Annotated in this window: 13 protein-coding genes and 2 pseudogenes; 3 read left to right on the forward strand and 12 right to left on the reverse strand. The window is 64.3% G+C overall.

Features of this window, described 5'->3' with window-relative positions; all coding sequences use genetic code 11:
- Positions 1–341: 341 nt before the first annotated feature.
- The 7 genes from glgX to ACF8SD_RS15280 form a co-directional block, all read right to left on the reverse strand.
- The gene (gene glgX / locus ACF8SD_RS15250) at positions 342–2,495 is read right to left on the reverse strand and encodes a glycogen debranching protein GlgX (protein WP_173890248.1); all 2,154 of its coding nucleotides are present in this window, start codon (positions 2,493–2,495) and stop codon (positions 342–344) included.
- A gap of 154 nt (positions 2,496–2,649) precedes the next feature.
- On the reverse strand, positions 2,650–2,931 hold the full coding sequence (locus tag ACF8SD_RS15255; RefSeq protein ID WP_173890246.1) for a DUF2934 domain-containing protein: 282 nt from the start codon (positions 2,929–2,931) through the stop codon (positions 2,650–2,652).
- Between the two features lie 17 nt (positions 2,932–2,948).
- A complete protein-coding gene (locus ACF8SD_RS15260) occupies positions 2,949–5,723 on the reverse strand; it encodes a malto-oligosyltrehalose synthase (RefSeq protein ID WP_392484665.1) in 2,775 nt (924 codons plus the stop codon).
- Entirely contained in the window at positions 5,720–7,801 is a 2,082-nt protein-coding gene (malQ, locus tag ACF8SD_RS15265; RefSeq protein ID WP_392484666.1) for a 4-alpha-glucanotransferase, read from the reverse strand. Before malQ ends, ACF8SD_RS15260 begins: the two co-directional genes overlap by 4 nt.
- Positions 7,798–9,540: a malto-oligosyltrehalose trehalohydrolase gene (gene treZ, locus ACF8SD_RS15270; protein ID WP_392484667.1), complete on the reverse strand. Its 1,743-nt coding sequence runs from the start codon at positions 9,538–9,540 to the stop codon at positions 7,798–7,800. Before treZ ends, malQ begins: the two co-directional genes overlap by 4 nt.
- Before the next feature lie 14 nt (positions 9,541–9,554).
- Positions 9,555–11,114 (reverse strand): glycogen synthase GlgA, encoded by a 1,560-nt coding sequence (gene glgA / locus ACF8SD_RS15275; protein ID WP_392484668.1) that lies wholly within the window; start codon positions 11,112–11,114, stop codon positions 9,555–9,557.
- 559 nt (positions 11,115–11,673) lie between these two features.
- Entirely contained in the window at positions 11,674–14,601 is a 2,928-nt protein-coding gene (locus tag ACF8SD_RS15280; protein WP_392484669.1) for an aminotransferase, read from the reverse strand.
- A 313-nt stretch (positions 14,602–14,914) separates the two neighbouring features.
- Between ACF8SD_RS15280 and ACF8SD_RS15285 the strand changes: the two genes are divergently transcribed.
- The 3 genes and pseudogenes from ACF8SD_RS15285 to ACF8SD_RS15295 form a co-directional block, all read left to right on the forward strand.
- On the forward strand, positions 14,915–16,696 hold the full coding sequence (locus ACF8SD_RS15285) for a sensor domain-containing phosphodiesterase (RefSeq protein ID WP_173890234.1): 1,782 nt from the start codon (positions 14,915–14,917) through the stop codon (positions 16,694–16,696).
- Between the two features lie 220 nt (positions 16,697–16,916).
- A pseudogene (locus tag ACF8SD_RS15290) lies at positions 16,917–17,309 on the forward strand (PAS domain-containing protein); the annotation flags it as partial.
- A gap of 99 nt (positions 17,310–17,408) precedes the next feature.
- Positions 17,409–17,843, forward strand: a pseudogene (locus ACF8SD_RS15295) (methyl-accepting chemotaxis protein); the annotation flags it as partial.
- A 50-nt stretch (positions 17,844–17,893) separates the two neighbouring features.
- Here ACF8SD_RS15295 and ACF8SD_RS15300 read toward each other — a convergent pair.
- The 5 genes from ACF8SD_RS15300 to ACF8SD_RS15320 are packed head-to-tail and all read right to left on the reverse strand — an operon-like array spanning position 17,894 to position 25,260.
- A complete protein-coding gene (locus tag ACF8SD_RS15300; protein ID WP_173890230.1) occupies positions 17,894–19,501 on the reverse strand; it encodes an ABC transporter ATP-binding protein in 1,608 nt (535 codons plus the stop codon).
- 1 nt (position 19,502) lies between these two features.
- On the reverse strand, positions 19,503–20,522 hold the full coding sequence (locus ACF8SD_RS15305) for an ABC transporter permease (protein WP_392484670.1): 1,020 nt from the start codon (positions 20,520–20,522) through the stop codon (positions 19,503–19,505).
- Between the two features lies 1 nt (position 20,523).
- On the reverse strand, positions 20,524–21,597 hold the full coding sequence (locus ACF8SD_RS15310; RefSeq protein WP_009686399.1) for a microcin C ABC transporter permease YejB: 1,074 nt from the start codon (positions 21,595–21,597) through the stop codon (positions 20,524–20,526).
- A 1-nt stretch (position 21,598) separates the two neighbouring features.
- Positions 21,599–23,434, reverse strand: coding sequence for an extracellular solute-binding protein (locus tag ACF8SD_RS15315; protein ID WP_173890228.1), 1,836 nt, complete (start codon positions 23,432–23,434; stop codon positions 21,599–21,601).
- Positions 23,431–25,260: an extracellular solute-binding protein gene (locus ACF8SD_RS15320; RefSeq protein WP_392484671.1), complete on the reverse strand. Its 1,830-nt coding sequence runs from the start codon at positions 25,258–25,260 to the stop codon at positions 23,431–23,433. The genes ACF8SD_RS15315 and ACF8SD_RS15320 overlap by 4 nt, the downstream gene beginning before the upstream one ends.
- Positions 25,261–25,417 lie beyond the last annotated feature (157 nt).

The raw sequence follows: 25,417 nt of genomic DNA on the forward strand, positions 1-25,417 counted from the left end.
GGCACCACCGCCCAATGTAGGAGTGGCTTTAGCCACGAATACGGTGGTGGCGGCAACGGTGAATACCCAGGAGATATTGGCCAGCAGGCCCGGCCCCTTCGCGGGTGAACCCGCTCGTTTGTTTCGGGCCAGTATTGCCTGTGCCAGACGCGCGCGACCGCCTTGTTTTTACGACGCGATATCGTGGTGGGCGCCAGGGCGTTCGCGCACAAATTCCACAGGCATAACTGGCCCGAAACAAACGGAGCGAGCAAAGCATCACGATGCGCCGCGTGGGCGGCGCTCGATCTCACATGCACTGAAGAGGCCGCGGCGGGCACTGCCCACCGCGCCTACCCGGTTCACTCGTCTTCGCGTTGCAACACCATCAACACCATGGAGCGCCCCTTCACCTCGAAGGTGCTGTCGAACTGCAGGTGCTGGCCCTTGCGCAGTTCGGGCCGGTCAGTGTCGATCAGGCAGTTCCAGTGATCGCCATCCGGCACTGTCGGCAGCTTGAACGGCACCACATCATGGTGCGAGTTGACGATCAGCAGCACGGTTGCCTCGGCGCCGGGCCGGGCAATACCGCTGACCTGCGCGCGGCCATCGATCAGCATGCCCAGGCAGCGGCCGTGCGGGTCTTCCCACTGCTCCACGGTCATCTCGCCGCCATCCGGCGCCAGCCAGGTCACGTCCTTGACCCCGATCGCTTCGTTGTAATCGCCAACCAGGAACCGCGAGCGGCGCAGTACCGGGTAGGTGAGGCGCAGGCGAGTAAGGCGCTTGACGAAGGCCAGCAGCTCTTTGCCTTCCTCGTCGAGGTCCCAGTTGATCCAGCCGATCTCACTGTCCTGGCAGTAGGCATTGTTGTTGCCGTGCTGGGTGCGGCTAAACTCGTCGCCCGCCACGATCATCGGCGTGCCCTGGGCCAGCAGCAAAGTGGCGAAGAAGTTGCGCATCTGGCGCATGCGCAGGGCGTTCACGGCCGGGTCTTCGGTCGGCCCTTCGGCGCCGCAGTTCCACGACAGGTTGTTGTCGGTACCGTCCTGGTTGTTCTCGTCGTTGTCCTCGTTGTGCTTGTGGTTGTACGACACCAGGTCGCGCAAGGTAAAACCGTCATGGGCGGTGATGAAGTTCACCGAGGAGTACGGCCGGCGGCCGCGGTTGTTGAACATGTCGCCCGAGGCCGTCATGCGCGCGGCAAAGTCGGCCAGCTGGCCTTCATCGCCTTTCCAGAAGGCGCGCACGGTGTCGCGGAAGCGGTCGTTCCATTCGGCCCAGCCGGGGGCGAAGTTGCCCACCTGGTAGCCGCCTGGCCCGCAGTCCCACGGCTCGGCAATCAGTTTGACCTGGCTCAGCATCGGGTCTTGGCGGCAGGCCACGAGGAAGCCGTGGCGCTCGCTATAGCCGTCATGGTACCGGCCAAGGATGGTCGCCAAGTCGAAGCGGAAGCCGTCCACGTGCATTTCGCCGGCCCAGTAGCGCAGCGAGTCGGTGACCAGTTGCAGCACGCAGGGGTGGCTCAGGTCCAGGGTGTTGCCGGTGCCGGAGTCGTTGATGTAGTAGCGCTTGTCATCCGGCATCAGGCGGTAGTACGAGGCGTTGTCGATACCGCGCATAGACAGGGTCGGACCGCGCTCGTTGCCCTCGGCGGTGTGGTTGTAGACCACATCGAGAATCACCTCCAGCCCGGCGTCGTGCAGGTGCGCGACCATCTCCTTGAACTCGGCGATCTTGCCGCTGGCCAGGTAGCGCGGGTGGGGGGCGAAAAAGGCAATGCTGTTGTAGCCCCAGTAGTTGTTCAGCCCCTTGTCCAGCAGGTGCTGGTCATTGACGAACGCGTGAATCGGCAGCAACTCGATACTGGAAACACCCAGGTCCTTGATGTGCTTGAGCAATTCGTCGTTGGCCAAGCCGGCGAAGGTACCGCGCAGCTCCTCCGGCACGGCGGGGTGGCGCATGCTGATGCCGCGGGTGTGCGCCTCATAGAGGATGGTGCGCTCCCAGGGTACCTGGACCCGCTCGTCACGGCCCCAGGTGAAGGCCGGGTCGATCACCTTGCACTTGGGCACGAAGGGGGCGCTGTCACGTTCATCGAACGACAGGTCGTCGTCGGGGTGGCCGATGGTGTAGCCAAATAGCGCCTCGGACCACTTCAGTTCGCCGACCAGCTGCTTGGCATAAGGGTCGATCAGCAGTTTGTTGGGGTTGAAACGGTGACCGTTTTGCGGCTCGTACGGGCCATAGACGCGGTAGCCATACACCAGGCCCGGGTGCGCATCGGGCAGGTAGCCATGGTAGATCTCGTCAGTGTATTCAGGCAGCTCGATGCGTTCGAGCTCATGCTCGCCGGTGGAGTCGAACAGGCACAGCTCGACCTTGGTGGCATTGGCCGAAAACAGGGCAAAGTTGACGCCCAGCCCATCCCAGGTGGCGCCCAGGGGAAAAGGTTGGCCTTCGCGGATGCGGGTTGGGGCAACCGAGCGGGTTTTCTTCGGGATACGGGGGCTCATGGCAATCCTCAAATGGCCGTGGTGGAAGGTATGGGGTGATGCTGTGCTGCCCTGGTGCCCTCTTGGTGGCGCCCGCTCCCCTTAGTCAGCCATGACCGCCAGCCGTGTGGCAATCGTGGGGGAGCGGGCAGGCCGCGAAGTGGCCGCAACCGGTTTAACCGGCAGTAGGCTTTTTCACCGCCCGTGGCTTCTTCGCCGCCGCGGGTTTCACCCCCGGCAGTGCCGCTACCTTGGGCTCGGCCGGCGGCTTGGGCTGGGCTGCTGGCTTGGCTTTGGCAGGGGCCCGCTTGCGCGGTGCGGCTTTTGGCGCCAGGGCCTCGGCCTCGGCCAGCTTGCGGGCCATTTCCCAGTGACGGTCTTCCTGGCCGGCGGGTTTACCTTCTGACTCCCAGATCTGGTAGGCAAATTCGCGAATACGCTTTTCATCGACACTCATCGAAACGCTCCTGATGCTCAAGATTGTTGGATCAACAGGTTGACCGGAAACTCCGCCAGCACGGCGCTCAACATCAGCTCCCTTGATGAGCTGACCGCCGCGCATGGGAAAAGTCCCGTCGAGTTGGCAGGTGATACGGCAAACGGTAAAACCAGCCGGGTATCGTCCCAGTTCTGTGCCGGGATCAACGGTGTTGGCGCGCTGCCGAGCAGGCTGTTGGCCAGGCGTGGGGCCACGACGATGGCGCGTTCGCCTTCACCCAGCCGGGCGAAGGCGACGACCTTGTCGGCATGCCGGCCCTGTACCGTCAGCGGCAGGTAGGCACCGCGGCGGAACAGCTCGGCGTGCGCCTGGCGGCAGTCCAGCACACGGGCGACCAAGGCCTGCTTGAGGCGGCCGTCGCGCCAGTGCGACAGCAGCTCGGCCACGGGTGTGGCACTTTCCAGGGTGGCACGCCGCAAAGCGTAGTCCACGGCGCGGCGGTTGTCCGGGTCGACCAGGCTCAGGTCCCAGTATTCGTTGCCCTGGTACAGGTCGGGCACGCCCGGGGTGGTCATGCGCAGCAGGGCCTGCACCAGGCCATTGAGGGCGCCGGGGCAGGCGAGCAGTTGTGCGGCATCGGCCACCGATTGACGCAACTGCTGGTTTTCACTGCCCAGCAGCAAACCGTCCAGGTAGCGGGCACAGGCCGCCTCGTAGGCTTCGTTCGGTGCGTTCCAGCTGCTGCGCAACTTGGCCTCGCGCAGGGCCTTTTGCTGCCACTGGCGCACGCGGTCGGCGTATTGGCGCAGGGCGTTGGCGTCGTGCAGGTCAAGGTCCAGCGGCCAACTGCCGAGCAGCGTCTGCAACAGCATCAGCTCGTCGCCAGGGCTGGGCGCCAGGCCGTCCTCCAGCGGCGCACGCAGCGGCGCCGCCAGCTCGCGCCAGTGCTCCACGCGGCTGGCCAGCCACGGCCCACGCTCGCTGAGCACGGCCAGGCGGGCGCGTGTATCTTCGCCACGCTTGTGGTCATGGGTGGCGGTGGCCAGCAGGTTGTCGGGGAAGTCGCGCAGGCGCCGTTGCGCTTCGTTGTGGAAGTGCGCCATCGGGGCACTGAAACGCTCGGCCTCGAAGCCCACATCGTTGCGCGACAGCAGCCGCGCGCTGCGGTAGAAGGCCGTGTCTTCCACCGCCTTGGCGGCACTGGGCGCGGTCAGTTGCTGGAAGCGCACGCAGGCATGGCGCAACTGCTTGCGCGCGCGCCCCGGCGGCAATTGCCGCCAGCCTTGGCCACCCAGCCATTGTTCCAGGTGGTCGAGCAACGGCCAGTCGGCTTCGGCCAGGTCCTGGCGGGCATTGGTCAGGGCTTGCTGGAAAAACACTTCGTCTTCAGCCGGGCGCCCGCAAGCATTGAAGTAGGTGCGGTACACCGGATAGTGCGCCACCAGCGCCTGCAAGGCACGGCGGATCGCGCCCAAGGTCAGGTCGCGGGTCATCAGGTCGTTGCGGGCGACCTGCAACAGCGCCTGGGCTACCGACTCGCAGTCGCCTGCCAGGCTGGCGTTGAGCACCAGGTGGCGCGCCTGGCGCACTTCTTCAGCAAAGGCCGGGCGCTCGCTGATGTTGGCCCACAACTCGGTCAGCGGTGCCTCACCGGCCGGGTCGTGCTGCAGCAGCGACACCTGGTTCATGAACTCGTAGCCAGTGGTGCCGTCGGTGTGCCAGTCGAGGTGCAGGTGTTCGCCGCTGCCGAGAATCTTTTCCACGTAGATCGGGAAGTGTTCGACCGCCGCGTTCAGCGGCCGACTGGCCAGCAGGCCGTCGACGCGCCGGCGCAGTTTGCGGCAATAGCCGCGCGGGTCGGCCAGGCCGTCGATATGGTCAATGCGCAGGCCGTCTACCAACCCGCGTTCGATCAGCTCGAAGAGCTTGGCGTGGGTCGCCTCGAACACCACCGCGCGCTCAACCCGCAGGCCACCCAATTCGTTGATGTCGAAGAAGCGCCGCCAGTTGATGTCGTCGGCGGCGGTGCGCCAGCTGGCCAGCCGGTAAGTCTGGCGCTCCAGCAGCAGGTGCAGGCGTTTAAAGCCGCTTTCGGCACGGCTGTCGAACGCCACCAGCGCCGACTCTAGGTCGGCACCTTGCTGTACCAGGCGCGCCAGTTCGGCGTGCAACGGCAGGGCGTCAGCCAGTGGCGTGGCAGCCTCGCCCAGCGCGGTGAAGTGCTCCGCCAGGGCCTGCAAGGCGGGGTCCGGGCTCAGCGCCAGGATCCAGCCGTAGTCGATCGGGCAAATCGGGAAACGGTGCTGGTAGTGGGCGACTTGCAGCACCCCCCGGTCCTTGTCGAACTCCAGCGGGAGTTCGCCGTTTTTCAAGCACACGCCATAGTCGTTGCCCAGGAACGGCAACAGCAATTGCCCGGCCAGCAGCGGATCGCTGGAATGCCACTGGATGTCGAAGAATTCTGCGTACGGGCTACGCCGGCCCCAGGCCAGCAGGCATTGCCACCACGGGTTGTCCGCACCGCCTACCGCCATATGGTTGGACACGGTGTCGAGGATCAGCCCCATGCCATGCTGGCGCAAGGCCGCGACCAGGCGCTGCAACGCCGCCTCGCCGCCCAGCTCGGGGTTGACCTGGGTCGGGTCGACCACGTCGTAGCCGTGGCGTGAACCGGCACGGGCCTTGAGGATGGGTGAGGCATATAGGTGGCTGATGCCCAGTTGAGCGAAGTAGGGCACCAGCGGCACGGCGTGGTCGAGGGTGAAGTCACTGTGGAACTGCAGGCGCAAGGTGGCGCTCAAGGGCTTCATCGGTCACGCTCCCAGGCTTGTTCGCGGGCTTGGGCAAGCAGCTCCAGGCGCCGCGCGGCATCGTCGTCATTCAGCAGTTCATGCACCGGGCGGGCGAAGCGCCGGCGCCAGTTGGGGTGGCCGGCGGTGGTGCCTGGCAGGTTGGGTTGCTCGTCGCAGCCCAACAGGTCTTCCAGCGGTATTAGCACCAAGGGCGCCCGGGTATGGCCCACATAACGGATGGCGGCATCGATCACGGCGTCATCGTCCTTGAGCACGCCATAGTTGGCCTGCAAGGTGCGGCGCAGGCCGTCGTGTTGTTTCTGGCGGTCGTGGCGCCAGTGCAGTTCGGTGGCAGCGTCAATGAGTTGCAAGCGGTGGCTCCAGTCGATATCGCGGTTTTTCAGCCAGCCGGCCAGGGGCGCCAGGTCGTGTGTACCGGTAGTGGCCAGGGCGTTGTCGGGCCAGTCGAGTATGGGCGTGAACTGCCCAGGCTGGCGCTGCTCGAAAGGCAGCACGCGCATGCCCAGCACGGCTTTCTCGGCCAGGGCTTCGCGCAGGCCGGCGGGCACCGTGCCCAGGTCTTCACCAAGGATGATGGCCTGGTGGCGTAGCGATTCCAGCGCCAGTAGCCGCAGCAGGTCCTCCAGCGGGTAGTTGAGGTAGGCGCCTTCGCTGGGCTCGGCGCCTTGCGGTATCAGCCACAGCCGACGCAGGCCCATGACGTGGTCGATGCGCAGGCCGCCGGCATGCGCCAGGTTGGCCCGCAACATTTCGATGAACGCGCGGTAGCCGTTGCGCTTGAGGCCTTCGGGCGAAAAGGCGCAAATACCCCAGTTCTGTCCGGCCCGGTTGAGAATGTCGGGCGGTGCGCCCACATTCAGGCCCGACAGCAATTCGTCCTGGCGGCTCCAGGCCTGGCTGCCGGCACCGTCGGCGCCAACTGCCAGGTCGGCGATCAGGCCCACCCTCATGCCGTTGCCGCGGGCGGCCTCGTGGGCGCGTTGCAGGCCACGCTCGGTGAGCCATTGGCAGAACGCGTGGAACTCCACCTTGGCCGGGTAGGCCTCGGCGATGGCCTGGACTTGCGGGTGACAGGGGTCTTGCCAGGGCGCGGGCCAATGCCGCCAGTCGGCGCCCAGGCCATGCTCCACGGCATGGGCTTGCAGCACTTCGAAGCGGCAATGATGCTCCAGCGCTTCACCGGCGGCTTTGCGGAAGCTGTCGAAGTCCTCGCGCAGCGGGTGGCTGCCTTGGCTGAACCCTTGGTACAGCGCCTCCAGCACACGCAGCTGGGCGCTGGCGGCCCGGGGCCAGTCGACCAGCGGGCGCTGCTGCAGCTCTTCCAGCAGTTGTTCCAGGCCGCAGGCTTCGATGGCCATGCGCACTTCCCGTTCGCCCAGCAGGGCGGCGGGGCTGGCGTACAAGGTATTGAGCAGCAGGCGGCTGGAGGGCGAGTAGGGGCTGTAATGTTCTTGGTCAATGGCCGACAGGGCATGGATAGGGCTGATGGCCAGGGCATCGGCGCCGCGCTCTGCGGCCGAGCGGGCCAGTTGTTCAAGGGCCAGGCAGTCGCCATAACCACCGTCGCCAGGGCGGCGCAGGCTGTACAGCTGAACCGCCAGCCCCCAGCAGCGCGCGGGTGGTTGCTGCGCGCTGTGCTCAAGGCTGTCGTCAAGGCTATGGCAACGGGGCGGCGCTACGGCCACCGTGAAGCGGCGGCTGTCGATCTCGACCTGGTGGTAACCGACAGGCAGTTCACCGGGCAGGCGCGCCTGCCGGTCAAGTTCCAGCACAAGCGTGGCGCTGTCCTCGAGGGTGCAGCGGGCGACGCTGGCCGCGCTGAAATAGCGCGACAGGTCCAGCGGCTGGCCATGGTCGGCCGTCAGCAAGGGCGGCAGGTGTTCACTGTCGTCGGCGGCTTCCAGGGTCTGTAGGCTTGCGGCGATTGCCGCATCGTCGCCGGCCGGGTGGCCCAGGTTTTCGAGCAGGTTGCGCAGCACGTGGTCGCTCACGCGCTGAAGGCGGTCATTGGCGTCGATCCAGTCACGGCTAAGCCCGACGCGGTTCGCCAAGCGGTGCAGGGCGGTTTCGCTCATGGGCGCTCCTGGGTAGGGGGAAGCAGGCTGACCACGCAACTGTACGCCGCCAGTTGGCTGTCGGGGTGGCGAGCATCGCCGCTGTCGAACAACCGCAAAGGCGGTGGCGGCAGCTCGACCAGCTGCGGGCTGTCGGCCAGGTTCAGGTCGATGCGCAAGGTGTTGCCATTGCCCAGTCGCCAGCGTGCGGTCACTGCCTTGTCACCGTGCACCTCGGCGCCCAGCGCGCAGCTGCCAGGCAGGTACGGGATCACATGGTGGCGGCGCAGGTCCAGCAACTGCTGATACAGGCCATGCCAGCCGGCCAGCACCTGCTTGCTGTAAGGGCGCGATGCGGCATAGGTCTGTTCGGCGTTGGGGTCGGGGATGTGCTCGCGCTGCTCGGGGTCAGCGAAGGCCTTGAAATGGGCGAACTCGCCACGGCGGCCTTCGCGCACTGCATCGGCCAGTTCGTCGTGGAAGTCGGTAAAGAACAGGAAGGGCTGGCAACTGCCTTCTTCGTCACCCATGAACAGCAGGGGGATCATCGGTGCCATCAGGAGCAAGGTGGTGGCAGCGCGCAGCGCCGGCGGTGGGCACAGGCGGGTCAGGCGCTCGCCCAGTGCGCGGTTGCCAACCTGATCGTGGTTCTGCAAGAACAGTACGAAGGCACTGGGTGGCAGATGCGCGCTGGGTTCGCCGCGCGGCGTACCGTGGCGGTTGGCCTGGCCCTGGAACACGAAGCCTTCGGCCAGGCAGCGTGCCAACTGGTCGATGGGGCGGTCCTTGTAGTCGGCATAATACCCTTCGGTCTCGCCGGTGAGCAGCACATGCAGGGCGTTGTGGCCGTCATCGTTCCACTGCGCGTCGAAGCCCTGTTGCAACAGGGTGGCCTGGTTGTGCTCGTTCTCCAGCACCAGCCACACGTGGCGGCCGGGCTCCACTGCGGCACGCACGCGGTCGGCCAGTTCCACCAGAAAATCGGGTTGGTCGATGGCATGTACGGCATCCAGGCGCAGGCCGTCGCAGCGGTAGTCGCACAGCCACATCAGTGCGTTCTGGATAAAGTATTCGCGCACCTGCGGGCGGCGAAAGTCGATGGCCGCGCCCCAAGGCGTCTGCCGGTCTTCCCGGAAGAACGGGCTGGCATACTTGTGCAGGTAATTGCCGTCGGGGCCGAAGTGGTTGTACACCACGTCCACCAGCACCATCAGTTTTTCACCATGGGCCTGGTCGACCAACGCGCACAGTTGCTCTGGGCTGCCGTAGGTGTGCTGCGGGGCATAGGGCAATACACCGTCGTAGCCCCAGTTGCGCTCGCCGGGGAACTGCCCCAGGGGCATCAGCTCTATTGCGCTGATACCCAGCGCGGCCAGCTTCGGCAGTTGCCGGGCTACGCCTTGGTAGCCATCGAGCAGCCCCACATGCAGTTCCTGAATGACCGCCTCGTGCCAGGGGCGGCCTAGCCACGGGTGCTGCCAGGGGTAGCTGGCCACATCCACCACCTGGCTGGGGCCGTGCACGCCAGTAGGCTGGTAGCGCGACGCCGGGTCGGCCACCTGCAGTTCATCATCAATTCGAAAGTGGTAACGGTCGCCGGCCTGGCAGGGCGCCACGCCGCTGAACCAACCGTGTTCATCGAGCAGCAGGGCGATAGCCGGCTGCTGCTCCAGTTCCACGCTCACGCTGCGCGCATCGGGTGCCCAGAGGGCGAAGCGCGCCGACGTGGCGTCCAGCAAGTGTGCGCCATGCCTGTGCATCTTCCTGCCCTCGCTCAGTAGTGGCTCAGTTGTGCTTGCTTGACCAGGTCTTCGTACAGCCGGGCGTAGGGTTCTACCGCCTGGCACCAGTTGAACGGCTGGGTCATCGACAGGCAGCGCATGGCGTTGAGCAGGTCCTTCTTGCCATATACATAGAAGGCGCGGGCAAGCGCTTCGCGGTAGCTGTCGACGGTCGACTCGTTGAACAGGAAGCCCGTGACCCCGCACTCGATGGTGTCGGCCAGGCCGCCGGTGTTGCGCGCCACTGGCAGCGAGCCAAAGCGCTGGGCATACATCTGGCTGAGCCCGCAGGGCTCGTAGCGTGAGGGCATCAGCAGGAAATCACTGCCGGCGAACATGCGCCGGGCGTCGGTTTCGTTGAAGCCGATGCGTACCCCGATACGGCCTGGGTGGCGCAGCGCAAGCTCGCGCATGGCCTGTTCTTCCTCCGGCTCGCCACGGCCGATGATCGCAATCTGCCCGCCCTGTTCGACGATGTAGTCGGCCACGCCCAAGGTCAGGTCCAGGCCTTTCTGGTAAACCAGGCGCGAAACCACTGCGAACAGTGGGCCTTCGGAGTCGTCCAGGCCGAACAGTTGGCGCACTTCCTGGGTGTTGCGTGCCTTGCCTTCCCAGTCATTGATGCTGAAGTTGTGCTGCAAGTGCTTGTCGGTGGCCGAATCCCAGCTTTCGTCGATACCGTTGGGGATGCCGCCAAGCAGGCCTTGCTGGGCTTTGCTGGCGAGGAAGCCATCCAGGCCGCAGCCGAATTCCGGGGTGGTGATTTCCCGCGCATAGGTGGCGCTGACCGTGGTGATGTGGCTGGAGTAGGCAAGGCCAGCCTTGAGGAACGACAGCTTGCCGTAGAACTCCATCCCTTCCTGCTGCATGGCATGTTCCGGGATGGCCAGTTCGGGGCTGCACCCACGGCTGTACACGCCTTGGTAGGCCAGGTTGTGGATGGTGAACAGGGTTGGCGTGTTGAGGCCGCGCCAGTGCATGTAGGCTGGCGCCAGGCCGGCAGGCCAGTCATGCGCATGCACCACTTCAGGCTTCCAGTGGATCATGCCTTCGCCGGCTGCGATTTCCGCAGCAGCCAGGCCAAGGCGAGCGAAACGGATGTGGTTGTCTGGCCAGTCGCGACCGTTGTTGGCGCCATAGGGGGTGCCGTCGCGCTGGTACAGTTCGGGGCAGATGAGCACATAGATGACCAGGCCGTCGGGCATGTCCATGCGGCCGATCTTGCATGGCGGCAAGGCTGCGTGGCCGCCCAGTTCGCCGACGATATGGATCGGGTTGTCGCTTTCGACCACCTGCGGGTAGCCCGGGATCAATACCCGAACATCGTGCAGGTGCGCCAGGGCGCGCGGCAGCGCTGCAGACACGTCACCCAGGCCGCCTGTCTTGACCAGGTCGGCGATTTCCGAGGTCACGAACAGAATCTTGCGCTTGTTGGGGTTGTGCTGGCGCTGGGCGCCGGGTGCCTTGGCTGTCGTGGCGAAATCCGGGGTGAGCGGTTCGCGCTTATCGGTGGTGAAGGTGTTTACGTGTGGCTCGACAGCGGCACTGATCATACTTCTCTCCGTCCCTATGCTTGCCGGGTGCTGGCACCCGTGGCGTTGTTTCGTACTGGTTCTCTCTGCTTGCTGAATACGTACTGCTTTCCATGCCCCAAGGTCGTGCGCGCAGGCACCGCGCTCTCGGCGTTCCGGCCGAAGGCGTTTGAGCGGGTAGGGGTGGTGGCCGAAGCTGGGAGATCCCGTTGCGTTTGGCCTACTTAGTTCCTGACCTGCCCGCGTTCCGTAAAGTTCGACTTATTTTCGTCACTCTTCCATTGAGCAAATCGCGGGCCGAAACCCGAGTGTAGGAGAGAAAAGGCGGAAAAGGTGACCCGCTGGTCACATTAGAAGGCGTGCAGGCTAGACGCAAACGTTGGCGTTTGTGAGGGGATGTCAACGAGCATGAAGCGGGGTGGGTAATTGCGTACTGCTGCCGCGCTTTTTTGAGGCGCGATGGAGGACGTGCGCCATGGTGGTGCGCTTTTGCGCGCCCGAAAACGGCCCGGCCAAGTGGGCGTGGGGTTACCTGCGAAGCGCCGCTGGCGCGGCGCTCGATCTCGCGGAGAGTGAGCCGCTACAGCCCTTCAGTCAGAACCCGGTCGATACTGTCTACGAAGTAATCCACGCTGGCCTGGCTGGTGCACATTGGCGGCTTGATCTTGAGAATGTTCAGGTAATCCCCTGTGGGTTGCATGAAGATACCCAGTTCCCGCAGCCTGTCGCAGAGCAGCTGGGTTTCTTGCGTCGCCGGCTCCAGTGTTTCGCGGTCGCGCACCAGTTCCAGGCCCAGGTAGAGGCCCGAGCCATGCGCGGCGCCGGCCAGCGGATGCTTGTCGACCAGCGCCTGCAGGCGCGCCTTGAAATAGCGCCCGGTGTCGCGGGCGTTGTCCCACAGGCCTTCTTCCTGCATCACGTCCAGTACTGCCATGCCAATGCGGCAACTGACCGGGCTGCCACCGGCAGAGGAGAAGAAATAGCCCTCGGCCTCCAGTGCTTCGGCAATTTCGCGGCGGGTAATGACCACCCCCAGCGGCTGGCCGTTACCCATGCCCTTGGCCATGGTGATGATGTCGGGCACCACGCCTTGCTGCTCGAAGCCCCAGAAGTATTCACCCAGGCGGCCGTAACCGACCTGGACCTCGTCGGCGATGCACACACCGCCCCTGGCCCGGACCTTGGCATAGGCCTCGCGCAGGTACCCCGCTGGCAGCGCGATGCCACCGGCATTGCCGTACACCGGTTCGCAGATGATGCCGGCCAGCTGTCGGCCACGGGCATCGAGGTCGGCCAGCTTGGTGTCGACATCGCGCAGGTAGTCTGCTGCGCTGTCGGCGCCACGGTAGCGGCCGCGGAAGGTATTCGGCGCCTCGACCGGGTGCACCCAGTCCGGGCGGGTGTGCAACGCCTGCGGGTTGTCGGCGATCGACGTGGAGATGGCATCGGTGGCCACCGACCAGCCGTGGTAGGCCTCCAACACGCTGAGCAGGTCGCGCCCGCCGCTGTAGGCCCAGGCCAGCCGTATCGCCAGGTCGTTGGCTTCGGTGCCGCTGTTGACCATGAAAACCCGGTCGAAGCCTTCGGGTACCAGCTTCAGCAAACGTTCGGAAAATTCGGTGACGGCCGCGTAGTGAAAGCGCGAGTTGGTATTGAGCAACGACCACTGCCGCGCCGACTCGGCGACCATGCGCGGGTGGCCGTGGCCCAATACCGCAACGTTGTTGAGCATGTCGAGGTAAGCGCGGCCTTGCATGTCGAACAGGTAGTTGCGCCAGCCACGTTCGATGTGGGGTGGCTGCGCGTAGTAGTGTTTCTGCGAGCGCGCGAAGCTGGCGTCGCGACGGGCCAGCAGGGCCTGTGGGTCAGGCAGTGGCTCGGCATCGCAGTCCAGGCCCAGCAGCGGCGCGGGGGAAGGGCACAGGGCCAGCCAGGCATCGGCATGGGACGGGGTGGCGAAGAAAGGTGGCTGGGTGTCGGTGCCCAGGCACACTTGCACGCGAAGCACGCCGCAACTACGGCCCAGCGCCTGGCCCTGGGCCACGGCCTGGCCAGCGGCTGGCGCATCTTGCAGGCCTTGCAGCCACAAGGCCCAGCGCGCAGTACGCAGGCAGCCGCCAGTATCGCCATGGCGCTGCCAGGTGCCGGCCGCCGGTGCCTGGAGCAGGCTGGCGTGGGGCACATGCAGTTCTACGCCCAGGGCGCAAGTGGCCGGTTCTGCGGCGCGGTCGATATGGGTTTGCGACAGGCGATATTGCCCGTAGAGGGTGCAGGCCGGGGCAGGTTGCCGGGTGAGCAGGTGCTGGTCGAAGCCAGGTTGCTCCCAGTTGCCCGCCTCATAGTGCGCACTGAGCACGCCGAGGTCGAGCCGGTGCACCGCCTGCCCTTGCAGTTCGGGAAGCAGCGGCGCGCAGCCGCTCATGTCTGGCGTGGCGACCGGCAACCCGGCAGCCCGCAGGATCGCTGCCTGCATCAGGGCGAAGGGCACGGCGGTGGCGGTGTCGAAAATTTCCCACTCATGGGCGACATTGTCGCGGGTGTACTGGTTGTCTGGGTCCACTGCCAACTGCTGTGCGCTGCTCAGCACCAGTACGGCGGCGCGGTTCAGTACCAATGGCCACAGGGCGTGCAACTCGGCATGGGTCAGTGGGTTGAGGGCCTGGTAGGCACTGACCGCCGGGAGGATCCGCAGCGGGTCGCCTTCGGCGTGGTGCAGCAGCGCCGCACAGGTTACCGACAGGTCGGCGATGCGCCAGGTACGTAGCAGGTCGCCGAAGTCGATCAGCCCTCGCAGTTGCCACTGGCGCTGGTCGTCGCGCGCCCACACGGTGTTGTCGTCGGTGATGTCCAGGTGCACGGCTTGGCTTGGCAGGCTGCCGATCAGGGGGGCCAGGTGTTCGGCAGCCACGGCGGTGGCCTGTGCGATACGGCGGCGCTGGTCGGCATCGTTCAGCACGGGAAGCAAGTGCTCTATCAGCGTTTGCGCATGCTTGGGATCCCATTGCAGGGTGCGCTCAAGGCCAGGGTGGTCAAAACCGGCCAAGGCCTGGTCAAGCTTTGCGCAGAGGCCGCCCAGTTCGGCCATCAGTTGCGCCGGGAGGTGGGCAAGGCGCGTCAGCGGTTGCCCCTCGATGTATTCCAGCAGCCTTACCCGCAGTGGTTGCGCTTCGACGTCCAGGGCCAGCAAGGCTTCGCCGCTGAGTGCCCGGCGCACGCCTGGCACAGGCAGGCCATGCTCGCGCAGGTAGGCGAGGGCCGCATGCTGGGCCTCCAGTTCGACCTGGGCATAGCTGCCATGGCACGCCTTGAGCACGAAGCTGCCTTGCGGCGCGACCACGCGCAAGTTCAGGTCCTGTTGGCTGCCAAGGGCCGACAACTCGCCCGTCAGGCCGTAATGGGCCTGTAGCAGGCTTTGCGCCTGGGTGGTGCCGAGCACGGGGCCTGGCAAGCTGGAGCGCTGAACCAGCAGGTGGAGGGCAGGGGAGGCAGTTGGGTGGTGACTGGACATGGGCTCTACCGTTGAGGCGGGTGGACGGAGCGACTTTATGCGCTAGCTGGCTGATGACTAAAGACGATCGTCGTCAATTTTTCTGATGATCCTCAGCGTGGCTTGTACAACCTGAGCGCGGGTATTCCAGCCCGTGAAACGGGAGTGGTGAACTTCCCTGATGGCCTGATCTCTTAGGAAACAGGTGCTGCTGCCGCACCGTTTGTCGAAATATAATACGAATAGTTGTACAAAAATTTCTCTCTGTACAAGTATTGATGTAGCGTAGTGCTATTACTCTATGCTTGGGTCCGCGTGGGACAGGTGAGATGTCATGAAAGTTGCCCCCGTTCCGACCAATGAACCCGACCGTTTGGCGAAGATCGCAGAATGGTGCGTATTGCACCAGCCGCAGAGCTGCGAACTTACTGCGCTGGTCGAGATGGCCCGCCGCTACTTTTCCATGCCGATCTGCCTGGTTTCGATCGTAGGGGAGTGTGAGCAATGGTTCACGGCCAAGGCCGGGCTGGCCGCCGATGCCACCCCACGGGATGTTTCGTTCTGTGCACACACCATTTTGCAGGCGCAGCCACTGGAAGTGCTGGACGCTGCCCTGGATCCGCGTTTTGCCGACAACCCTCTGGTCACGGGTGAGCCCGGCATTCGCTATTATTGCGGGGCCCCGCTGCTGGTCGACAGCCGGGTGGCCATCGGCAGTTTCTGCATCATTGATACCGCCCCTCGGCCCGCCCTCGATGAGGCGCAACGGTCGATGCTGACATCCTTCAGCGAAATGGCCATGCACATCATCGCCGGCATGCGTCGCAACAATTTTCACGACCAGGCCACCGGCCTGTTCAACCGCCTAAAGCTCGAATGTGATGTGGTAGCGGGCCTGGACCGCGGCAAGTCGCTGACCCTGCTGGCGGTGGACATCATGGCCGCCGAGGCCCTCAGCGATATCATCCGCGGCCTGGGTTACAACTTCGCCCACGACCTGACGTTGCAGGCCAAGGCGCGCATCGCCAGCCAGTTGGATAACGGCCTGTCGTTGTACAAGATCAGCCCCACCCGCTTCGGTGTGCTGCTGGAAGACGCAGACGACGTAGAGCCGTTGTGCGAACGGATTGTCGACGCCCTTCAGGCGCCTGCGCAATGCCACCAGATTCCGGTGTTGCTGGACGCCGGTATCGGCATTGCCCCTATCACGCAGCAGGGCGAAGACCGTGACGGCATGGAGTGGATGCGCCGGGCAGTTGCGGCAGCAGATACCGCGCGGCGCAGGCCTGGCCGGCATGGGTGGTACGAGCCGGAAGTGGACGCTGCGCAACGCCGGGCGTTCCTGTTGCTGGCGTCGTTGACCCAGGCGCTGCAGAGCGACGATGAACTGAGCCTGCACCTGCAACCGCGGATCGAGCTGCCTTCGGGCCGATGCTGTTCTGCCGAAGCCTTGCTGCGCTGGCGCCACCCGTTGCTGGGCGAGGTGGCCCCGGCAGAGTTCATTCCTTTGGCTGAAAAAACCGCGCTCATGACCAGCCTCAGCCTTTGGGTGATGCGCGCAGCCTTGCGCGTGCTGGCCTGTACCCGGGACCTGGATTTCAGTCTCAGCTTCAACGTCACCGCGCGCGACCTGGAAAGCGCAGGGTTCATGGATGCACTGCTGCACAGCTTGCAGGCCCAGGCCATCGAGCCGCAGCGGGTACAGCTCGAGTTCACCGAGAGTGTCTTGATCGAACAGCCCGAAGAAGTGCTGCAGCAACTGCTGCGCGCGCACCAGGCAGGCATCGTCATTGCCATCGATGACTTCGGCACGGGCTACAGCAACTGGGTTTACCTGACGCAAATCCCCGCCAGCATCGTCAAGCTCGACAGGTCGCTGGTACACCGCGCCGCTTCGGGCACGCGTGAAGCATTGTTGGTCCAGTCGGTGGCAGGGCTGGCCAACGAACTGGGCTATCAGGTGGCCGCCGAGGGGATCGAGACCGCCGAACAGCTGGTCCAGGCCTGTGCCTGGGGCTGCGTTGAAGCGCAGGGCTATTTCATCGCCAGACCGATGCCTGTAGCCGTTTTCAAGGCGTGGTTTCACGACACTCAACAGAAAGTGTCTGTCGCCTGATTTCCATTCATGATGCATAACATCGCAGGTCTTATTGATGTTTAATCGCCACCTCAAAACTGCACTGGCAGCGCAACAGGCCGAGCTCGTGCAACTGCGTCAGCGCCTGGCCGAACTCGAGCAGGGTCCCATGCTGCGCCTGGACGCGCAGAACCGTATCGCGGAGTGCACCGCGGGTTTTGCCCAGGCACTCGGCGCCGCGCCGGGCGATGTCGTGGGCATGCCCCTGCAACAGTGGCTGGCCGCGCCTGGGCTGGAAAGCCAGGCGTTGCTCGAGGCCTTGCTGCGTTCCACGGCGATGATCCAGTTCGGCCTGGACGGCAGGGTGCAGGCTGCCAACCCGATGTTTCTCGCCGCCATGGGCTACCGCCTGGAGCAGCTGGTCGGCCAACATCATCGAATCTTCTGTGATGCCAAGGAAACCGCCAGTGCCGAATATACGGCGTTTTGGCGCACGCTCAATGCTGGCCGGTACGTGACCGGGCGATTCCGGCGTATTGACAGCCAAGGGCGCGAGATCTGGCTGGAGGCCAGCTACAACCCGGTCCATGATGCCAGCGGCAAGCTGGTGAAAGTGGTCAAGTTCGCCACGGTCGTGACCGCCCAGGTCGAGCGTGAACAGGCGGTAAGGCAGGCGGCCAACATGGCGCTGGACATTTCCCGGCGCACGGACGCCAGCGCCAGCGATGGTGTCACGGTGATGCAGGGCATGCAGCAGGCCATGCAAAACGTGGCGAGCCAATTACACTGCGCCGGCGATACCATCGCTGCCCTGGGTCAACAGTCGACGGTCATCAGTACGATCGTGCAGACCATTGGGGCCATTGCGTCGCAGACCAACCTGCTGGCCCTGAATGCCGCGATCGAAGCTGCGCGCGCCGGCGACCAGGGGCGCGGCTTCGCCGTGGTGGCCGATGAAGTGCGCAAGCTGGCCGGGCGCACCAGCACCGCCACGGCCGAGATCGATGCGGTGGTCGCGCACAATCACCTGCTGGCTAACCAGGCGGTCAGCGAGGTTGAGCGCAGCCGCCAGGAAGCGGCCAACGCGGTGGATTTTGTTACCCAGGTGAGTACGGCCATAGGCGGTATTCAGACCGGTGCCAGGCAAGTGGTGGCGGCCGTTGGGCGGGTGAGCGAAGACCTGTAGCCAGGCAGCGGGCAACTCGCCGCCCAGGCTCGCATCACCCCAGGGCGGCTTCACGAAGGCTCCACCTCCAGAAACGCCGCCTCCAATAGCTGCCGGGTATACGGATGCTGCGGTGCATGGAAGATTGCCTGGGCATCCCCTTGTTCAACCACCTGCCCATGCTTGATCACCATCAACTGATGGCTCAGTGCCCTGACCACCGCCAGGTCATGGCTGATGAACAGGTAAGTGAGGTTGTATTTTTGCTGCAGATTACGCAGCAACTCCACCACCTGGCGCTGCACCGTGCGGTCCAGCGCCGAGGTTGGCTCATCCAGTAGAATCAGCGCCGGCTTGAGCACCAGTGCCCGGGCGATGGCAATGCGCTGGCGCTGCCCACCCGAAAACTCATGCGGATAGCGGTGCCGGGTACCCGGGTCGAGCCCAACCTCCTCCAGCGCCGCAATGATGGCCGCTTCCTGCTCCTGGGCATTGCCGATACCGTGAATGCGCAAGCCTTCCCCAACGATGTCTGCCACGCACATGCGCGGGCTGAGGCTGCCGAAGGGGTCCTGGAAGACCACCTGCATCTCGCGCCGTAACGGGCGCACGGCTTTCTGGTTCATCCCCTGCAGGTCTTGCCCATGGAAGCGGATACCCCCCTGGCTGGCAATCAGCCGCAGGATCGCCAGGCCCAATGTCGACTTGCCCGACCCGGACTCCCCGACGATGCCCAGCGTTTGCCCCTGCGGCAAACTGAAGTTGACCCCGTTCACTGCCTTGACATGGTCGACGGTACGCCGCAGCAGGCCCTTCTTGATCGGGAACCAGACCTTGAGCTCATCGACTTGCAGCAGCGGCGCGCCTACCGGGTTATGCGCCGGCAGCCCGCTGGGCTCGGCATTGATCAGCATCTGCGTGTAGGGGTGTTGCGGCGCGCTGAACAGGGTCGCGCAGTCAGCCTGCTCGACAATCTGCCCGCGCTGCATCACGCACACGCGGTGGGCAATGCGCCGCACCAGGTTCAGGTCATGGCTGATCAGCAGCAGCGCCATGCCCAGGCGTGCCTGCAGTTCCTTGAGCAGGTCGAGAATTTTCAGCTGCACGGTCACATCCAGCGCCGTGGTCGGTTCGTCGGCAATCAGCAGTTCCGGCTCGTTGGCCAAGGCCATGGCGATCATCACCCGCTGGCGTTGCCCGCCGGACAGCTCGTGGGGCAGGGCCTTGAGGCGTTTGCGTGGCTCCGGGATGCCGACCATTTCCAGCAGCTCCAGGGTGCGCGCAGTGGCTTGCTTGCCGGTCAGGCCCTTGTGCAGCAGAAGGATTTCGTTGATCTGCTTTTCGATGCAGTGCAGCGGGTTCAGCGACGTCATCGGCTCCTGGAAGATCATCGCAATGCGGTTGCCGCGAATGCGCTGCAGGGTTTTTTCGTTCTGCTGCAGCAAGTCCTTGCCTTCATGGTGGATGCTGCCGCGGGGGTGCTGGGCCAAGGGGTAGGGCAGCAGGCGCAGGATCGAGTGCGCTGTCACCGACTTGCCCGAGCCGCTTTCACCGACCAGCGCCAGCGTCTCGCCTTTGCGGATGTCGAAACTGATGCCATCGACCACCCGGTTGACTTGGTCGCCGGTTACAAACTCGACGACCAGGTCGCGCACTTCGATCAGGTTCTGTTCACTCATGTCACTTCCTCGGGTCGAAGGCGTCGCGGGCGGATTCGCCGATGAATACCAGCAGGCTCAGCATCAGCGCCAGCACCGCAAAGGCGCTGATGCCCAGCCAGGGTGCCTGCAGGTTGGACTTGCCCTGGGCCACCAGCTCGCCCAGCGAGGGCGAACCGGCGGGCAGGCCGAAGCCGAGGAAGTCCAGGGCCGTGAGGGTACCGATGGCGCCGGTGAGAATGAACGGCATGAAGGTCATGGTCGAGATCATGGCGTTGGGCAGGATGTGCCGGTACATGATTGCGCCATTGCGCATGCCCAGGGCTCGGGCGGCACGCACGTACTCCAGGTTGCGGCCGCGCAGGAACTCGGCGCGTACCACGTCGACCAGGCTCATCCAGGAAAACAACAGCATGATGCCCAGCAGCCACCAGAAGTTCGGCTGCACGAAGCTGGCAAGAATGATCAGCAGGTACAGCACCGGCAGCCCCGACCAGATTTCCAGAAAGCGTTGCCCGGCCAGGTCGACCCAACCGCCATAAAAGCCCTGCAAGGCGCCGGCGAGGACGCCGATGATGGAGCTGGCCACGGTCAGGGTCAGGGCGAACAGCACCGATATGCGGAAGCCGTAGATCACCCGCGCCAGCACATCGCGGCCTTGGTCGTCGGTGCCTAGCCAGTTGTCCGCCGAGGGCGGTGCCGGGGCCGGAACGCGCAGGTCGTAGTTGATGCTCTGGTAGCTGAACGGGATCGGCGCCCACAGCACGAAGCTGTCTTTCTTGGCCAGTAGCTCGCGGATGTAGGGGCTCTTGTAGTTGGCTTCCAGCGGGAATTCGCCGCCGAACGTGGTTTCCGGGTAGCGCTTGAAGGCGGGGAAGTACCACTGGCCGTCGTAGCGCACGGCAATCGGTTTGTCGTTGGCGATCAGTTCGGCACCTAGGCTGAGGCCGAACAGGCTCAGGAACAGCCACAGCGACCACCAGCCACGGCGGTTGGCCTTGAAGCGCTCGAAGCGTCGTCGGTTGAGGGGGGACAAGGCCATGTCAGTGCTCCCGGCTGGCAAAGTCGATGCGTGGATCGACCAGGGTGTAGGTCAGGTCGCCGATCAGTTTCACCACCAGCCCCAGCAGGGTGAAGATGAACAGGGTGCCGAAGACCACCGGGTAGTCGCGGTTGATGGCCGCCTCGAAGCTCATCAGGCCCAGGCCGTCGAGGCTGAAGATCACCTCGATCAGCAGGGAGCCGGTGAAGAAGATACCGATGAACGCCGAAGGGAAGCCGGCAATCACCAGCAGCATGGCGTTGCGGAACACATGGCCATACAGCACCCGTGGCCGGCTCAGGCCTTTGGCCTTGGCGGTCACCACGTATTGTTTGTTGATTTCGTCGAGGAAGCTGTTCTTGGTCAACAAGGTCATGGTGGCGAAGTTGCCGATGACCAGCGCGGTGATCGGCAGCACCAGGTGCCAGAAGTAGTCCAGCACCTTGCCGGTGGTGCTCAGCTCGTCGAAGTTGTTGGAGGTGAGGCCGCGCAGCGGGAACCAGTCGAAGTAGCTGCCGCCGGCGAACAGCACGATCAGCAGGATGGCGAACAGGAAGGCGGGGATCGCATAGCCGACGATGATCGCCGAGCTGGTCCACACGTCGAAGTGGCTACCATGGCGTACCGCCTTGGCGATGCCCAGCGGGATCGACACCAGGTACATGATCAGGGTGCTCCACAGCCCCAGCGAGATCGACACCGGCATCTTTTCGATGATCAGGTCGATGACCTTGGCATCGCGGAAGAAGCTGTCGCCGAAGTCCAGTCGGGCGTAGTTCTTGATCATGATCCACAGGCGCTCGGGCGGCGATTTGTCGAACCCGTACATGCGCTCGATTTCGGCGATCAGCGCCGGGTCCAGGCCTTGGGCTCCACGGTAGTTGGAGCCCGCCACGGACACCTCGGCGCCGCCGCCGGCGATGCGGCTGGTGGCGCCCTCGAAGCCTTCGAGCTTGGCGATCATCTGTTCGACCGGGCCACCGGGGGCAGCCTGGACGATGATGAAGTTGATGATGAGGATGCCGAACAGGGTCGGGATGATCAGCAGCAGGCGGCGCAGGATGTAGGCCAGCATCTCAGTTGGCCTCGTCCGCAGGGGTTGCGCTGACGGCCGGGCTTACCCCGGGCTTGATCCACCAGGTGTCGATGCCGATGTCGTACTTGGGCGACACTTTCGGGTGCCCGATGTGGTTCCAGTAGGCTACCCGCCAGGTCTTGATGTGCCAGTTGGGAATCACGTAGTAGCCCCACAGCAATACCCGGTCGAGGGCGCGGCAATGGTCGATCAGGCTCTGACGCGAGTCGGCATTGATCAGCTGGTCGACCAGTTGGTCGATGGCCGGGTCGCGCAGGCCAATGAAGTTGCGGCTGCCGGGGTTGTCGGCGGCGGCACTGGACCAGAATTCGCGCTGCTCGTTGCCGGGCGAGTTGGACTGCGGATAGCCGCCGACGATCATGTCGAAATCGCGCGAGCGCAGGCGGGTGATGTACTGCGAAACATCGACCCGGCGGATGTTCAGCTCGATACCCAGGTCAGCCAGGTTGCGCTTGAACGGCAGCAGGATGCGTTCGAACTCGGTCTGCGCCAGCAGGAACTCGATGCTTACCGGCTTGCCCTGGGCATCGACCATCTTGTCGTCGACGATCTTCCAGCCGGCCTCCTGCAGCAGCTTGTAGGCCTGACGCTGCTGCTCGCGGATCATGCCGCTGCCGTCGCTGACCGGGTTGTGGAAGGCCTCGGTGAACACTTGGTCGGGTACTTTGCCGCGCAGCGGCTCAAGGATCTTCAGTTCGCTGGCGCTGGGCAAGCCACGGGCGGCCATTTCCGAGTTTTCGAAGTAACTGCCGGTACGGGTGTAGGCACCGTTGAACAGTTGCTTGTTGGTCCATTCGTAGTCCAGCAGCAGGCTCAAGGCGTGGCGTACGCGCACATCCTGGAATACCGGCCGGCGGATGTTGAAAATGAAGCCCTGCATGCCAGTGGGGTTGCCGTTGGGCAGCTCTTCCTTGATCAGCCGGCCCTCGCGCACGGCGGGCACGTCGTAGGCGGTGGCCCAGTTTTTCGCGCTGACTTCCAGGCCATAGTCGAACGCCCCGGCCTTGAGCGCTTGCAGGGCTACGGTAGTGTCTCGGTAGGAGTCGAAGGTCATGACATCAAAGTTGTAGAACCCGCGGTTGATCGGCAGGTCCTTGGCCCAGTAGTCCTTGACCCGCTCGTAGCGCACCGAGCGCCCGGCCTTGACCTCGGCCACCTTGTACGGGCCGCTGCCCAGTGGAATTTCCAGGTTGCCGCGGTTGAAGTCGCGGTTTTCGTACCAGTGCTTGGGCAGCACCGGCAACTGGCCGAGGATCAGCGGCAGCTCACGGTTGTTCTGGTGCTTGAACTTGAACAGCACTTTCAACGGGTCTTCGGCGACCACCTCGGCGACGTCGGCGTAGTACTGGCGATACAGCGGCGCACCATCCTTGATCAGGGCGTTGAAGGTAAACACCACGTCGTCGGCACGCATGGGGTGGCCATCGTGGAAACGTGCCTCCGGGCGCAGGTAGAAGCGCACCCAGCTGTTGTCCGGGGCTTTCTCGATCTTGCCGGCGACCAGACCATATTCGGTGAAGGGTTCGTCCTGGCTCTGGCGCATCAGGGTGTCGTAGATGATGCTGATGTTTTCGGCCGGCACGCCCTTGTTGATGAACGGGTTGAGGCTGTCGAACCCGCCGAAACTGGACTGGCGGAAGGTGCCACCCTTGGGCGCCTCGGGGTTCACGTAGTCGAAGTGCTTGAAGTCGGCAGGGTATTTGGGCGGCTCGTCGTACAGGGTGAGCGCATGTTGCGGTGCGGCCAGGGCGGGAAGGCTCAGGCAGGCGAGCAACAGGCTGCCAGCCAGCCGGCGCAGGCGGTGCGTTGGCATCATTGGGCTTTCTCCGAAGTCTTTATCCACCAGCTGTTCAGCCCAAGGGTATAGGGCGGTGTGGTGACGAAGGCGAACCGGTTGCGGTAGGCCAGGCGATGGTTGTCCAGGTACCAATTGGGGATCATGTAGTACTGCCATGAGAGGACACGGTCCAGGGCGCGGGCGGCAGCCACCTGGTCGTCGCGGGTGCGTGCGGCCAACAGGGTATCGAGCAGGTGGTCGACCACTGGGTCCTTGACCCCCGCATAGTTCTTGCTGCCCTTGGTGCCGGCCTGGCTCGAATGGAAGTACAACCACTGTTCCAGGCCGGGGCTCAGGGTCTGATTGAGGGTCATCAGAATCATGTCGAAATCGAACTGGTCCAGGCGTTGTTTGTACTGGGCACGGTCCACGGTGCGCAAGCGCGCATCGATACCGATGCTGGACAGATTTTCGACATAAGGTTGCAGGATGCGTTCAAGGTTGGGGTTTACCAGCAACAGCTCCATGCGCAACTGCTGGCCTTTGCTGTCGACCAGGCGCTGGCCGTTCAGCTTCCACCCCGCCTCGGCGAGCAGGGCCAGTGCCTGGCGCAAGGTTTCGCGGCTGACGCCACGGCCGGCGGTGTGGCTGACCTGGTACGGTTCGCTGAACAGTTTGGCGGGTAACTGGCCACGCAATGGCGCCAGCAGCAGCCATTCCTTGCCGGTGGGCACACCGCTGGCGGCGAACTCACTGTTGGGGTAGTAGCTGGTCGAGCGCCGGTAGGCGTTGCTGAACAGTGCGCGGTTGGTCCACTCGAAGTCGAGCATCAGCCCCAGTGCCTGGCGTACCCGCGGGTCGCTGAAGGTCGCCCGGCGGCTGTTCATGAACAGGCCCTGGGTTTGCGTGGGGATGCGGTGCGGGATCTGCGCCTTGATCACCTCGCCACGGCGCACGGCCGGGAAGTTGTAGCCGTTGGCCCAGTTTTTCGCCTGGTGTTCGATATAGATGTCGAATTCACCGGCTTTGAACGCTTCAAAGGCCACCGTGGCATCACGGTAGAATTCGTACTCCACGCGATCGAAGTTGTACTTGCCTCGGTTGACGGCCAGGTCCTTGCCCCAGTAACGCTTGACGCGCTCGAACACCAGCCGGCGCCCTGGCTGCACCTCGGTGATGCGGTACGGGCCACTGCCCAATGGCGGCTCGAAGGTAGTGGCCTTGAAGTCACGGTGCTGCCAGTAGTGCTTGGGCAGCACTGGCATCTCGCCCAGGCGCAGGATTAGCAATGGGTTGCCAGCGCGCTTGAACACGAAGCGGATGCGCAGCGGGCCGAGGATGTCGACCCGCTGCACCTCCTGGAGGTTGGTGCGGTAGATCGGGTGGCCGTCCTTGAGCAACGTGCGGTAGGAGAAGGCCACGTCTGCCGAGGTGATCGGCTTGCCGTCATGCCAGCGGGCTTCCGGGCGCAGGTTGAACACCACCCAGCTACGGTCCTCGCTGTATTCCACCGAGCGGGCAATCAGGCCGTAGCTGGAGGTGGGCTCGTCGCCGGACGGGTCGTATTGGCCGGTACCGATCATCAGCGGCTCGTTGAGCTCGCTGATGCCGTACTGCTGGAAGTTGGGCGTGGTAACCGGGCTCGACCCCTTGAAGGTATAGGGGTTGAGGGTGTCGAAGGTGCCAAAGGCCATCGCCCGCAATGTACCGCCTTTGGGCGCTTGCGGGTTGACCCAGTCGAAGTGGGTGAACGTGGCTGGGTACTTGAGCGTGCCGAACTGCGCGTATCCGTGGCTTTCGCTCACCATCGCGACTGCGGGAAAGCTCAAGGCCAGGCTGATTGACAGCAGGAGGGGACGTATCAAGTCGGCATCCGATCCAGAGGCGTTGGGCTTTTGTCGGCGTACAGTAACAGCTTGGGGGGGTGGGAAAAAGAGAGCGGCAAGCTTCAAGCTTCAAGCTGCAAGAAAAAGCGGCGGTGTACGCGAATTGCTTTTTTTCTTGCTGCTTGTAGCTTTCAGC

Origin of the sequence: Pseudomonas sp. CJQ_9 (assembly GCF_043106615.1) — a bacterium.
In the GTDB taxonomy this organism is placed as follows: domain Bacteria; phylum Pseudomonadota; class Gammaproteobacteria; order Pseudomonadales; family Pseudomonadaceae; genus Aquipseudomonas; species Aquipseudomonas juntendi.